Here is a 12,317-nt window from a genome sequence, read left to right on the forward strand (position 1 = left end):
CATAGCCGATCGCGCCTAGCACGGCATCGTAAAATCGCTTTGCTTTTTCCAGGTCGTTGGTGCCGACCACTACATGACTGAACATTGTTTCCATCTTCCTTAGTAAATGAACCACGACCCATCCGATGCTGTGGCCGGCGCGCATGAAGAGCGACGATGCGCGACGGCCCAGCGACGGAGGGATGCGCGATCTAGTGACGTGCGAACAGGTTGTCGCGCGACGTCACGGCGACATGGCTCCCCGCCTGGGAGAGTCCGGCGACTACACCGCCATACGCCTCTTGCGAGCCAGTTACGCCGTCGCGTTCGGCGGCGAGGGTCTGCACGCTCTGACCGCGTTGCGACGCCGGCGCACCAACCGAGGGCCGGTAAAAGGGGGCCGGTCCATAGCCGCTGGCGAATGCGGGAGCGGCGGCGGATGCCAACAATGCGACGAGCAGTGCAGCGACAAGTTTGGTCTTCATGATAGAAATTCCCTAAAAAGATGGTTAGTGAGACGCGCGTGCCTTATCCGATCACACCGTGACGATGTTCGTGCCGATCTCGATGTTGCCGCGCACAGACTTCGAGTACGGGCAGATCTGATGGGCCAGGTGCGCGATTGACTCGACGACTTCCTTTTCCAGACCCGGCACGCGGATGGTGAACTGGGCGCCGAGGAACCACGCGGCACCGGTCTGCCCAATGTTTACCTGGATGTCCACGGAATAGTCGGGCGGCAGCGTGACCTTCTTCAGCGAGGCCGCGATTCCGAACACGGTGGTGTAACAGGCCGACCAGGCACCCGCAAACAACTTCTCGGCTGTCGGGTGCGGCTCGGTGGCGATGAACTCGAGGCTTTCCACGCCAGGCGCTGTCAGCTTGAGGTCAAAGACGCCAAACTCGCCGCGCTGGAGACTGGGGTCGCGATTGACCGTGGCGTGGGAGTTGCCTGAGGCGAGGACTTTTTCGATCTTTTCCATGATGGATTCCTATGTGTATGAGGGTATTAAGCGTATTTAAATCGTGCGCGATGTAAGCGTATGCGGTGATTAGGTCACGCCGTGACGACGTTCAGGCCGACCTCGATGTTGCCGTGCACAGCCTTCGAGTACGGGCAGAGCTGATGGGCCTGGCGCGCGAGTGCCTCGACGACTTCCGTTGCCAGACCCGGCACGCGGATGGTGAACTGGGCGCCGAGGCAATGCCCGGTACCGACCGACCCAATGCTTACCTGGATGTCCACGGAGTAGTCGGACGGCAGCGTGACCTTCTTTAGCGAGGCCGCAATCTCGAACGCGCTGATGTAACAGGCCGACCACGCGCCCGAAAACAACTGCTCGGCTCTCGGGTGTAGCTCGGTGGCGATGAACTCGCGGCTTTCACCGTCGGGCGCTGACAGCTTGAGGTCGAGGACGCCGAGCTCACCGCGCTTGACATTGGGGTCGCGATTGACCGTGGCGTGGCTGTTGCCCGAGTGGAGGACTTGTTCGATCTTGGTCATGATGGATTCCTGTGTGAATAAGGGTGTTAAGCGGCTTTAAATCGCATGCGATGTGATCGCATGCGTCGCATAATGGGCAAAGATGCTTCCGTTGTCAAGCGGATAAGATTTAATCGTATGCGATTTTCGATAGGCAGTTAGGGAAGAGGGTGACGATCGGAGGTCGACCACGAGCGGAATCGGGCAAACAGCCTCTGGTGCTGACATGCCTGCGAATCCTGGCAGTCGGACTGCGCCGTCGCGACTGTCGGTCAGTAGGTCTGGTCGGCAACAACTCGGGCCACTGTTTCCAGCGACCGCTTGAGCGTGACCAGGTCGACAGAGCCGAGTGCCAATCGAATGGCGTGAGGCACGTGAGCTGACGTCGCGAACGGATGGGCCGTCGACACGGAAATGTGCTCGCGCATCAACGCCATCGCAATCGCGTCCGCGCGAACCTCCTGCGCCAGAGGAAGCCAGACGAAGTACGACGCGGGATGGCTGATCCTCTTGAGCTGGCCCAAAACCTCGGCGACGAGGTTCTGACGCAGCGTGGCATCACGCTGCTTGTCGTCTTCAAGCCGGGCCACCGTGCCGTCTTCCATCCATCCGCAGGCGATGGCAGTCATGGTCGCCGGGGTGTTCCAGGTCGTCGCCCGGATGGCTCGTTCGAGCTGGGGAACCCATTCGCGCGGCGCACAGACGAAGCCGACGCGCAGACCCGTCGCGACACTTTTCGACAAGCTCGACACATAGACCGTCGTCTCCGGAGCAAGCGATGCCAACGGAGGTGGCGCGCCTTCCGCCAGGAACGCGTAGGCCGCGTCCTCGATGAGGATCAGTCCATGTCGTCGGGCGATGGCGACCAGTTCCCGACGTCGCCGCGCGCTCATCACCCAGCCAAGCGGGTTGTGCAGCGTCGGCATGGCGTAGACGGCGCGTACTCGTCGCTGCTTGCACAGGGCCGCTAACGCGTCCAGATCGGGTCCGTGCCCAGCGGCCGGGATCGGCGCGAGTTCCAGTCGATTGGCCTCGGCGGCCAGTTTGAATCCCGGGTAAGTCAGCGCGTCCACAGCCACCACGTCGCCGGGCTCGAACAACGCCATGGCGGTCGTCGTCAGCCCGTGCTGTGCGCCACTTACGAGCAATGTCGTTTCGACCGTTGCTGCCAGACCCCGGCTGGCCAGGTGGCGCGCCACCGTCGCCCGCTCGTGCTCGCGCCCGCCGTGGGGCTGGTATCGCAGCAGTGACTCCAGGTCACCGGCGGCCGCGAGCTGGCGCAGCGCCGCCCGGAGAAGGTCTGCCTGATCCGGCAACGACGGATAGTTGAAGCTCAGGTCTACTGCGTCCGCGCTCCAGGCATGCAGGTCAATGCCTTGAGCGCCAGGGAGAGGCTCCTTGACGAACGTGCCGCGGCCGGTTTCGCCGCTCACTAAACCCATCGCTTGAAGCTCCGCGTAGACACGCGTGGCCGTGACCAGCGCCAGGCCTTCGCGAGCAGCCAGGTCGCGGTGCGTAGGCAGACGTGTCCCGGGACGCAGGCGGCCTGCACGGATATCGGCCGCGAGGTGGTCGACCAGTTGTTTGTAGCGCGGCTGAGGCATGCCTGAATGTATCCATGACAATTATTTGATTGTATTGATTATCGGCCCTACCATGGCGTGACACAACGTCTCCACCCGCACGAGGACGCCATGCACATCGCCATCCTGACCTTTGAAGGCTTCAATGAACTCGACTCGCTAATCGCGCTCAACATACTCAGCCGGGTCAAAAAGCCCGGCTGGCGGGTTTCGATCGCCAGCCCGGCAGCGAGGGTGCGTTCAATGAACGGCGTGGTGCTGGAGGCGCAAGCGTCGCTGAAGGACGCGTGCGACGCCGACGCGGTGCTGGTCGGCAGTGGGATACACACCCGGGACGTTGTCGCCGATGCCGCGTTGATGTCGCAGCTAAGGCTTGACCCGACGCGCCAGTTGCTGGGCGCGCAATGCTCGGGCACGCTGATACTCGCCAGGCTAGGTCTGCTGGACGGCGTTCCGGCCTGCACGGACCTGACCACCAGGCCGTGGGTCGAAGAATCCGGCGTAGCTGTGCTCAACCAGCCGTTCGTGGCGAGGCGAAACGTCGCGACCGCAGGCGGGTGCCTGTCGTCGCCGTATCTGGCGGCCTGGTTCATCGCGCGTCTGGAAGGCATCGAGGCTGCGCGCAGCGCGATTCACTATGTCGCCCCGGTGGGGGAGAAGGAGACCTACGTGACGCGCGCGATGGCGAACATTTCGCCATTCCTTTAAGGGAAAACAGCGACGCCCGGTGCGCGTCCTTCAAAGTTGGCGTTTGCACGATTCCGGAATGGTGAGGAATTCCAGGAGATGTCACCAAAGGTGAGCAAATCCAGGAGGTGTGAGCAGATGCCTTAAGGTGAGCGTTTCCAGGATGGTGAGGATATCCAGGAGATGACACCGCGAATTCACGCGTTAAAGCGGTAGCGCCTGGTATGCTGGTCGAGGTCGAGGTCGAGGTCGAGATCGCTGCAAAAACCGCGTGACGCACGTTGCGTCTCGCAGTCGCAAAAAGGGTAATCACTCACCCTCGACACGTCCTGGCTCATAGAACATCGCAAACAGTTCCGACTGCGAGCCAACGCCGAGCTTTGCATAGATGTGCTTCTTATGGGCACGCACGGTCTCGAAGGAAATCGCGAGCTTGTCGGCGATTGCGCGCGACGAAAATCCGCTCAGCGACAGCATCGCCACTTCGTTCTCGCGGTTGGTCAACGCGCCGCGTCGACTTTTCTCCGTCAGCAGGCCGAGTCGTGCAGGCACGTCGAGCTGGATATTCCCTAAAGCCGGCGAGACGTCCTGCGTCGTGCCGAAATCCTCGTATCGCAGACGCTGCTGCATCAGCGCCAGCACCCACGGCGCGAACAGCGACAGCAACACGATTTCGCGCTCCTCGTACCGGCGCTTGTTGCCCAGCGAAAATCCCATCGTATGATTGCTGTCGATCACAACGTTGAAATGCACTTCATCGCCGATGATGTTCTTCCTGAAGTACCGGTTGTAGTACTCGGTCATCCTGAAGTTATCGGGCGCGACGTCGGCGAGCGTATAGAACCCCGATGCATGCACTTCGAACGCGGCGAGATAGAACGGATCGAGCTGATAAAGCGCCGCGAGATAGTCCTGGAACATCAGATCGATCTTGCCGTCGGGCGCGGCCTGCTCGGCGCACACGAATGGCGGCGCATCACGCGCGAAGCGCAACGCGACCCAGCTGTCGAAGGCGACATGCCGCTCCAGCACGCGCGTAAGACGGGCCCAGAAATGCGGGCTGTCGAGAGCGTCGATGGCTGAACCAATCTCCCGATGAAAGGCGAGATCACGCCATTCGAACTCCATGCCGTCCTCCAGTGGGGTAACTCACGTGGGTAATTTGTGGACAAAAATAATACCCCGATAATGCCCTGGACGAAGCGATGGCCCGACATAGGGCTATTGCAATGCAATTGAAAGGAGACGGTGCAATGCAGGTGGAGCTCGCGCAACTTTCGCTGGTGGACGGCGACATCGACAACAATCTGCGCAAGGTGATCGAGACAATCGGACGCGCTGACGTAGACGGCGGCACACAGCTGGTCGTCTTTCCGGAAGCGACGCTGTCCGGTTTCCCGAACCGGGAAAACGTTGCCGATGTTGCGCAGACCATCGATGGTCCCGCGCTCGGCACCGTGCGCGACGCAGCGCGTCGCGCACGTGTATCCGTTGCGGTGGGCTTTGCTGAACGCGTCGGCGCGCGGTTTTACAACACGACCGTGCTCATCGATCAACAGGGCGAGATCGCGCTGCGTTATCGCAAGACGCATCTGTGGGCGTCGGACGTCGGCGTGTTCAGCCCTGGCGACCGCTTCGAGACCTGCGTGTGGAACGGCGTGACCGTTGGCCTCCTGATCTGCTACGACATCGAGTTTCCCGAAACCGCGCGGGCCGTCGCCGCGCTCGACGCCGACATGCTCATCGTCACGAACGGCAACATGGACCCGTTCGGCCCGGTCCATCGGCGCGCGATCACTGCCCGCGCGATGGAGAACCAGATGTTCGCGGTGATGGTGAACCGCTGCGGCGACGGCGACGAAAACCTGACGTTTCCCGGCGAATCCGCGCTGGTCGATCCGTTCGGCGACATCGTCGTAGCGGCCGGTGCAGACGAGACGCTACTGAAGGGCCGGATCGACATGACACGGCTCGAAGCAAGTCGCGAGCACTATCGCTATCTGCACGACGCGCGCGTACCGCTGGGTCTCGCAAGCGTCGAGAACACAGACGGCTCCCGCGCGCTTGTCATCGAAGAGCGCCGCCGCCGTATCGACTGAATTTCGCAGTTCTGTTGCACATCCATCGTGCGAGCCTCGCGCTTCGCACGCGTCCGACTACGCCTGTCGAAAGTCCTGGAGATATCATGCAAGAGTCGTCCATAGCATCGCAGCCGCACCTGAAACGCACACTCGGCCTGCCATCGGTCTTGCTGTTCGGTCTCGCCTACATGGCGCCCTTGATTGTGTACGGCACCTACGGCGTGCTCGCCAAGGCCAGCGACGACACCGCCGCACTCGCTTACGTCCTCGCGCTCATCGCAATCGCGTTCACGGCCCTGAGCTACGGCAAGCTCGCGCGCCTGTATCCGGTTGCGGGTTCGGCCTACACGTACACACGCAAGACCTTCAACGCGCACCTTGGTTTCATGATTGGCTGGGCGACGCTACTCGACTATTTCTTCCTGCCGATGGTCATCTGGCTGATCGGCGCGGCGTATCTGAACTCGGCGTTCCCACACGTGCCGACGTGGATCTGGATCGTCGCGTTCATCGTGTCGACCAGCGCGCTGAATATCGTCGGCATTGAACTCGCTGCGCGCTTCAATATCGTGCTGATGGTGGTGCAGCTCGCGATCGTTGCATTGTTCGTCGCGCTCTGCTGGCACTACGCTTCTGCTGCGGCAGGCCCCGGCGGCATCGCGATGGCTGAGCCGTTCTTCAAGCCGCACGTGCCGCTTTCCGCGACGATGGCCGGCGCCGCAATCGCCGCTTATTCGTACCTCGGTTTCGACGCGGTGTCGACGCTCACCGAAGAAACCATCGACCCGAAAAAGAACATGCCGCGCGCCATCCTGTTGATCGCGCTGATCGGCGGCGCCATCTTCGTGCTGGCCGCGTACACGACGCAGCTCGCGCATCCGGGCGTCGAATTCAAGGACGTCGATTCAGCCGCCTTCGAAGTCGCCAAGATGATTGGCGGCGATATCTTCGTGACGGTGTTCCTTGCCGGCCTGATCCTTGCGCAGTTCGCGTCGGGCATCTCGGCACAGGCGAGCGTCGGGCGTTTGCTGTATGCAATGGGTCGCGACGAGATTCTGCCGAAGCGGATCTTCGGGTTCATTCATCCGAAGTTCAAGACGCCGGCGATCAACATCGCGATTGCGGGCATCGTCGGCCTGATCGCGCTGAAGCTCGACGTGGCGACGTCGACGTCCTTCATCAACTTCGGTGCGTTCCTCGCCTTCACGGCGGTCAATCTGTGCGTGGTGCGCCTCTATCTGTCTGGCAATCATGGCGACAGGAAGATGGGCGTGATCGGCGGACTGGTGTTCCCGCTGATCGGCGCGATCGCGGATATCTGGCTGCTCGCCAGCCTTGAAAAGACCGCGCTCGTGCTCGGCGCAATCTGGTTCGCGGCCGGACTGGTCTATCTGTGCTGGATCACGCGTCTGTTCCGCCAGGCGCCGCCGGAAGTCGCGATCTAGCAAAGGCCCGGCTCGGCCTGCTGGCAGAAGCACGGCGTCCCGTTTTCGTCAGACCTTCGGCACCAGTGCGTCGACGAGCGCGGACGCCGTCTGTTTGAGCGCTTTCGTATCGCCGTACACGCGCTCCATGACGGCGATGCCGCGCGTCATCGTGACGACGAGTTTCGCCGCCTGCGCCGCCGGAATCGCGAGTCGCGTTCTCGCTTCGGGCGTGTCGAGTACGCTGAGCAACGCCGCCTCCAGTTCGTCAAGCATGTTCTGGAGCGCCTCGCGCAGACGCGGTGAATCGGGATCGATTTCACTCGCGGTTTTGGTCGACAGACAGCCGCGCGCAGGCGTGCCCTGCATGATCGAGCCGATCGCAAAGGTGAAGAAAGCCGTCAGTGCATCGCGCACGTCTGGCTTTTTCAGTGCCTGGCGCGCGCTGGCGATAAAGCGTTCGGCGTAGCGCTCGAATACCCGCACGAAAATCTCTTCCTTGTCGCCGTACGCGTTGTAGAGCGAGCCGCGCTGCACGCCGGTGGCCTCGGCCAGGTCCAGCATGGACGTCGCGCGGAATCCCTTGCGCCAGAACACTTCCAGCGCCTGCGCAAAGGCACTGTCTTCATCGAATTGTCGAACGCCCGCCATGCTGTGCCCCGGTACTCAATCTGTGATGTCTCTATTTTGACACCGCTGGCAAAAATGCGCAAAAACGTCTGACCGAAAACCCATCGACGTGGGTGAGGATATTCGGGAGCCGATGGGCCGCCGACCCTTGCCGGGCCGATGTTTCGGGCATGCACCGACGTGATGCATTGGCTGTTCGACCCAGCCGGCCGCCGCTTCGCGAACGTGCGTTCGTTAAGGCCGGTCGCAAAAGATTCACAACAATTAATCCCATTCAGAACACGAGGGCGACTACGATCAATCCATGGCTTCCTGCGCACGAGCGGCGGGAAGCCTTCTCGCGTGGTTCCCTTTTTGTCGTTTCCAGAACTAGCCAGACGCGTGGTGGCGTTGCGCCTGCAACTGCCGTCGCCGCCCATGCCGCCGCCGCTGTCCATGCAGCGCGCATTTCGCGGCAGGTCTGGCCCGCCACCCCCGCATGAGGTGAACGATGAACGTACAGGATTTCCCGTCCCAACATGACTCCCGCGCGCGTACCAGCCATTGCCGCCCGCTGCCAGCCGGCGCACGGACGCGCGACCCCTGGTCGCAGACGCTCTCGCTGCTCGGCGCGCTGTCTTCGGCGCCGTTAGATGACGACGCGTCCGACCGCCACACACGTCGGGCAGACGCACGCCACCGCACGCGTGCATCCCGGTGCGACCAGACGGCGTGCCGCGAAACGGTGCCGCCGGTGATTACGGTGCTGGAACGCCTTTCCACCACCGCGGTGGTGCTGTGCTGGCGCTCCACGACTTGCCACTATGGCGACCAGGTCTGGATTCAGGGCGTCGCGCGCAGTTCCGGCCAGTGCGCGATCAGCGGCATGGCGATACGCCGCGGCGATGCGGTGTATCGTCCTAGAAATCGCGGTCGACGCGTGCCAGTCAACGTCAGCGCGATGATCAGCGCGTCAGCGTTCGCATGAACCGGGCGCCGCCGGCGCCCATCTCCCCACCGGACAGGACACGACATGAACAAGCTCACCACAGCTTTTGGTGCACCCGTTGTCGACAACAACAACATCCAGACGGCCGGCCCGCGCGGGCCCGCGCTGTTGCAGGACGTGTGGTTCCTTGAAAAGCTCGCGCACTTCGATCGCGAAGTGATTCCCGAGCGCCGCATGCACGCGAAGGGCTCGGGCGCGTTCGGCACCTTCACGGTGACGCACGACATCACGAAATACACGCGCGCGAAAATCTTCTCTGACATCGGCAAGACGACGCCGATGTTCGCCCGCTTCTCGACGGTCGCCGGCGAGCGCGGCGCAGCCGACGCCGAGCGCGACATCCGCGGCTTCGCGTTCAAGTTCTATACGGAAGAAGGCAACTGGGACATGGTCGGCAACAACACGCCGGTGTTCTTCATGCGCGATCCGCTGAACTTTCCCGACCTGAACCACGCCGTGAAGCGCGATCCGCGCACCGGCCTGCGCAGCGCGGAAAGCAACTGGGATTTCTGGACACATCTGCCCGAAGCACTGCACCAGGTGACGATCGTGATGAGCGATCGCGGGATACCGAAGTCGTTCCGTTTCATGCATGGGTTCGGCAGCCATACGTTCAGCTTTATCAACGCCGCGAACGAGCGCCACTGGGTCAAGTTCCATTTCCGCACGGAACAGGGCATCCAGAACCTGACCGACGCCGAAGCGGAAGCGCTGGTCGGCAAGGATCGTGAAAGCTCGCATCGTGACCTGTACGAAAGCATCGAGCGTAAAGCGTTTCCGCGCTGGACATTGCTCGTGCAGATCATGCCGGAGAAGGACGCGGCCACGTATCCGATCAACCCGTTCGATCTGACGAAGGTCTGGCCGAAGAAGGACTATCCGCTGATCGAAGTCGGCTATGTGGAACTGAACCGCAACCCGGAGAACCATTTCGCCGATGTCGAACAGTCGGCGTTTAATCCGGCTAACGTCGTGCCGGGCATCAGCTTTTCGCCGGACAAGATGTTGCAGGGCCGTCTGTTCTCGTACGGCGATACGCAGCGCTATCGCCTCGGCGTGAATCACAACCAGATTCCGGTGAATGCGGCGAAGTGTCCCGTGCACAGCTATCACCGCGACGGCCCGATGCGCGTCGATGGCAATGCGGGTGGCGCGACGTCGTACAACCCGAACTCGCGCGGCGAATGGATCGAGCAGCCCGACTTCCGCGAGCCGCCACTCACGCTGGAAGGCTCAGCAGATCACTGGAATCATCGCGTCGACGAAGACTATTTCTCACAGCCGGGCGCGCTGTTCCGTCTGATGTCGCCGGCGCAGAAGCAGGCGCTGTTCGACAACACGGCGCGCGCGATTGCAGGCGTGTCGAAGCCGATCCAGGCACTGCATATCGAACACTGCACGAAGGCCGACCCGGCTTACGGCGAAGGCGTCGCGAAGGCGATTCGGGCGGTCGAGGAAATGACAGGGCGGTAATTCGACGAGGAACCCGTTTCCCGCCAGAAACGGACGTCCTGCACAACGGTGAGTGTTTTCGGGAGCCGAATGCGATCGATGCCACATGAGTGGGATCGATCGCAAACGGCTCCATTCTCACTGCGCTACTGACGCAGCCTCTTTACGCCTTAACAGGCTGACCGATCTCGTGATTCGCGAGCACTTCGAGTGCGCGTACGATCGCCGAGTGATCCCATGCCTTGCCGCCGTGCGCGACGCACGCGTTGAACAGCGCCTGACACGTGGCCGTGTTGGGCAGCGACACGCCGAGCGTCTGCGCGGTAGAAAGCGCGAGGTTCAGATCCTTCTGATGCAGCTCGATGCGAAAGCCTGGATCGAAGCTGCGCTTCGTCATCCGTTCGCCGTGCACTTCGAGAATCCGCGACGACGCGAACCCGCCCATCAACGCTTCGCGCACACGCGCCGGATCGACACCCGCCTTCGAAGCTAGCAGCAACGCCTCGCCCACCGCTTCGATCGTTGCTGCAACGATCACCTGGTTGGCCACCTTGCATACCTGTCCCGCGCCGACTTCGCCGATCAGCGTGACGTTCTTGCCCATCATGTCGAAGAGCGGCTTGACGCTGTCGAACGTGGCCTGCTTGCCGCCGACCATGATCGTCAGCGATCCGGCCTTCGCGCCGACTTCGCCGCCTGACACCGGCGCATCGAGATACTCCGCGCCGCTTTCGCGGACGCGCGCGGCGAATTCGCGCGTGGCCATCGGCGAGATCGAACTCATGTCGACGACCGTGTGGCCCGCACGCAGTGCGCCCGCGAGGCCGTTCTCGCCGAACAGCACGCGCTCGACGTCGGGTGTATCCGGCACCATGATGAAGATGACGTCGGCTTTCGCCGCGACGCCGGCGGGGCTGTCGCATGCGACGGCGCCGGCCTGCTTCAGTTCGTCCGGCACGCCGCTGCGCGTAAAGGCCGCGAGCGACACGTTGTTCTTGAGGAGATTCGCGGCCATGGGCTTGCCCATGATGCCGAGTCCGATGAAGCCTGCTGATTGCATGTGATCCTCCGTTCTATGTCTGTGGTTTGGCTTGTCGCCGTATCCGGCTCAGGCGGGTATGAAATGCTTGTGCACGGCTTGCGCTGCATTGCGCAGCAAGCCGAGATCGGCGCACACAGCAACCACCTGGCAACCCATCGCGATATAGCGCTCTGCGTCCGCCTGCACGGGCGCGAGAATGCCGCTCGCCTTGCCGCCTGCACGGGCGCTCGCGAAGATCCGTTCAATGGCCTGCTGCACGTCCGGATGATTCGCGTTGCCGAGATGTCCATACGCGGCCGCGAGATCCGATGGGCCGACGAACACCGCGTCGACGCCTTCAACAGCGACGATCTCGTCGATTGCCTCGACGGCTGCGCGGCTTTCGATCTGCACGATCACGCAGATGTTCTGGTTCGCAATATCGAAGTAATTGGCGACCGTGCCGTAACGATTCGCGCGATGACCGACCGACACGCCGCGTACGCCGTGCGGCGGATAGCGCGTCGAGGCGACGGCGCGCCCGGCGTCGGCTGCGCTGTCGACGAACGGAATCAGGAAGTTGTAAAAGCCGATGTCGAGCAGACGCTTGATGACGACGTTCTCATTCGCCGGCGGCCGGACAACGGGCGCGCTGCGACTGTCCTTCAGCGCCATCAACTGCGGAATGAGGGTGGTGACGTCGTTCGGCGCGTGTTCGGCGTCGAGCAGGAGCCAGTCGAAGCCGATCACACCGAGCATTTCCGTGACGATCGGGCTCGCCAGCGACGACCAGCAACCGATCATCTTCTCGCGGTTGCGTACGGCCTGACGGAATCCATTGGGCAAGGGCTGATACGGCGAGGATGCGGTCATGGCTTGTCCTTCGGCTGGGTGTTCAGGGTAACGCGCGGGCGATGAACCGGCATACCGCGCGATGCGCTGTGTTATCGGTTGTCGTACATCAAGGCACAGGATATGCGCCAATCGAC

At 62.3% G+C, this 12,317-nt stretch carries 12 protein-coding genes and 1 pseudogene; 5 read left to right on the plus strand and 8 right to left on the minus strand.

Translation table 11 applies throughout. From position 1 onward, the window contains the following. Nucleotides 1-191: 191 nt before the first annotated feature. The 4 genes from P3T16_RS25155 to P3T16_RS25170 all read right to left on the minus strand — a co-directional run bounded on the left by P3T16_RS25155 (nucleotide 192) and on the right by P3T16_RS25170 (nucleotide 3,066). Complete coding sequence (locus P3T16_RS25155) at nucleotides 192-464, minus strand: hypothetical protein (RefSeq protein WP_429344348.1); 273 nt, start codon at nucleotides 462-464, stop codon at nucleotides 192-194. Between the two features lie 51 nt (nucleotides 465-515). After that, entirely contained in the window at nucleotides 516-962 is a 447-nt protein-coding gene (locus tag P3T16_RS25160) for an OsmC family protein (protein WP_429344349.1), read from the minus strand. Between the two features lie 74 nt (nucleotides 963-1,036). Continuing rightward, nucleotides 1,037-1,483 carry an Ohr family peroxiredoxin gene (locus P3T16_RS25165; protein WP_429256303.1) on the minus strand — a complete coding sequence of 149 codons (447 nt, stop codon included), beginning with the start codon at nucleotides 1,481-1,483 and terminating at the stop codon, nucleotides 1,037-1,039. A 251-nt stretch (nucleotides 1,484-1,734) separates the two neighbouring features. After that, complete coding sequence (locus tag P3T16_RS25170; protein WP_429344350.1) at nucleotides 1,735-3,066, minus strand: PLP-dependent aminotransferase family protein; 1,332 nt, start codon at nucleotides 3,064-3,066, stop codon at nucleotides 1,735-1,737. Nucleotides 3,067-3,156: 90 nt separating this feature from the next. On the opposite strand from P3T16_RS25170, the gene P3T16_RS25175 reads away from it, so the two are divergent. Then, on the plus strand, nucleotides 3,157-3,753 hold the full coding sequence (locus P3T16_RS25175; protein WP_429344351.1) for a DJ-1/PfpI family protein: 597 nt from the start codon (nucleotides 3,157-3,159) through the stop codon (nucleotides 3,751-3,753). 288 nt (nucleotides 3,754-4,041) lie between these two features. Here P3T16_RS25175 and P3T16_RS25180 read toward each other — a convergent pair whose 3' ends face one another. Then, nucleotides 4,042-4,860 carry a response regulator transcription factor gene (locus P3T16_RS25180; protein ID WP_429253886.1) on the minus strand — a complete coding sequence of 273 codons (819 nt, stop codon included), beginning with the start codon at nucleotides 4,858-4,860 and terminating at the stop codon, nucleotides 4,042-4,044. Nucleotides 4,861-4,985: 125 nt separating this feature from the next. Here P3T16_RS25180 and P3T16_RS25185 point away from each other — a divergent pair, with 125 nt between their 5' ends. Both P3T16_RS25185 and P3T16_RS25190 read left to right on the plus strand, forming a co-directional pair. Then, on the plus strand, nucleotides 4,986-5,831 hold the full coding sequence (locus P3T16_RS25185; protein ID WP_429344352.1) for a carbon-nitrogen hydrolase family protein: 846 nt from the start codon (nucleotides 4,986-4,988) through the stop codon (nucleotides 5,829-5,831). Between the two features lie 86 nt (nucleotides 5,832-5,917). Beyond that, nucleotides 5,918-7,258 carry an APC family permease gene (locus P3T16_RS25190; RefSeq protein ID WP_429253888.1) on the plus strand — a complete coding sequence of 447 codons (1,341 nt, stop codon included), beginning with the start codon at nucleotides 5,918-5,920 and terminating at the stop codon, nucleotides 7,256-7,258. A gap of 48 nt (nucleotides 7,259-7,306) precedes the next feature. Here the strand turns inward: P3T16_RS25190 and P3T16_RS25195 are convergent, their stop codons facing one another. Continuing rightward, a complete protein-coding gene (locus P3T16_RS25195) occupies nucleotides 7,307-7,888 on the minus strand; it encodes a TetR/AcrR family transcriptional regulator (RefSeq protein WP_429344353.1) in 582 nt (193 codons plus the stop codon). 469 nt (nucleotides 7,889-8,357) lie between these two features. Between P3T16_RS25195 and P3T16_RS25200 the strand changes: the two genes are divergently transcribed. Then, nucleotides 8,358-8,834 carry a DUF3331 domain-containing protein gene (locus P3T16_RS25200; RefSeq protein ID WP_429344354.1) on the plus strand — a complete coding sequence of 159 codons (477 nt, stop codon included), beginning with the start codon at nucleotides 8,358-8,360 and terminating at the stop codon, nucleotides 8,832-8,834. Nucleotides 8,835-8,879: 45 nt separating this feature from the next. Beyond that, nucleotides 8,880-10,328, plus strand: coding sequence for a catalase (locus P3T16_RS25205; RefSeq protein WP_429344355.1), 1,449 nt, complete (start codon nucleotides 8,880-8,882; stop codon nucleotides 10,326-10,328). A 142-nt stretch (nucleotides 10,329-10,470) separates the two neighbouring features. On the opposite strand, the pseudogene P3T16_RS25210 reads toward P3T16_RS25205, so the two are convergent. Next, nucleotides 10,471-11,385: pseudogene (locus P3T16_RS25210) on the minus strand (2-hydroxy-3-oxopropionate reductase); the annotation flags it as partial. Between the two features lie 30 nt (nucleotides 11,386-11,415). Beyond that, nucleotides 11,416-12,201, minus strand: coding sequence for a 2-dehydro-3-deoxyglucarate aldolase (garL, locus tag P3T16_RS25215; protein ID WP_429253892.1), 786 nt, complete (start codon nucleotides 12,199-12,201; stop codon nucleotides 11,416-11,418). Nucleotides 12,202-12,317 lie beyond the last annotated feature (116 nt).

It is taken from the genome of Paraburkholderia sp. GAS42 (assembly GCF_050436565.1).
Taxonomy (GTDB): Bacteria; Pseudomonadota; Gammaproteobacteria; order Burkholderiales; family Burkholderiaceae; genus Paraburkholderia.

What these genes read in the sequence shown, in the direction of transcription:
- garL (WP_429253892.1), bottom strand. Translation starts at nt 12,201, where the DNA reads ATGACCGCATCCTCGCCGTATCAGCCCTTGCCCAATGGATTCCGTCAG.
- P3T16_RS25175 (WP_429344351.1), top strand. Translation starts at nt 3,157, where the DNA reads ATGCACATCGCCATCCTGACCTTTGAAGGCTTCAATGAACTCGACTCG.
- P3T16_RS25205 (WP_429344355.1), top strand. Translation starts at nt 8,880, where the DNA reads ATGAACAAGCTCACCACAGCTTTTGGTGCACCCGTTGTCGACAACAAC.
- P3T16_RS25170 (WP_429344350.1), bottom strand. Translation starts at nt 3,066, where the DNA reads ATGCCTCAGCCGCGCTACAAACAACTGGTCGACCACCTCGCGGCCGAT.
- P3T16_RS25180 (WP_429253886.1), bottom strand. Translation starts at nt 4,860, where the DNA reads ATGGAGTTCGAATGGCGTGATCTCGCCTTTCATCGGGAGATTGGTTCA.
- P3T16_RS25160 (WP_429344349.1), bottom strand. Translation starts at nt 962, where the DNA reads ATGGAAAAGATCGAAAAAGTCCTCGCCTCAGGCAACTCCCACGCCACG.
- P3T16_RS25190 (WP_429253888.1), top strand. Translation starts at nt 5,918, where the DNA reads ATGCAAGAGTCGTCCATAGCATCGCAGCCGCACCTGAAACGCACACTC.
- P3T16_RS25195 (WP_429344353.1), bottom strand. Translation starts at nt 7,888, where the DNA reads ATGGCGGGCGTTCGACAATTCGATGAAGACAGTGCCTTTGCGCAGGCG.
- P3T16_RS25165 (WP_429256303.1), bottom strand. Translation starts at nt 1,483, where the DNA reads ATGACCAAGATCGAACAAGTCCTCCACTCGGGCAACAGCCACGCCACG.
- P3T16_RS25200 (WP_429344354.1), top strand. Translation starts at nt 8,358, where the DNA reads ATGAACGTACAGGATTTCCCGTCCCAACATGACTCCCGCGCGCGTACC.
- P3T16_RS25185 (WP_429344352.1), top strand. Translation starts at nt 4,986, where the DNA reads ATGCAGGTGGAGCTCGCGCAACTTTCGCTGGTGGACGGCGACATCGAC.
- P3T16_RS25155 (WP_429344348.1), bottom strand. Translation starts at nt 464, where the DNA reads ATGAAGACCAAACTTGTCGCTGCACTGCTCGTCGCATTGTTGGCATCC.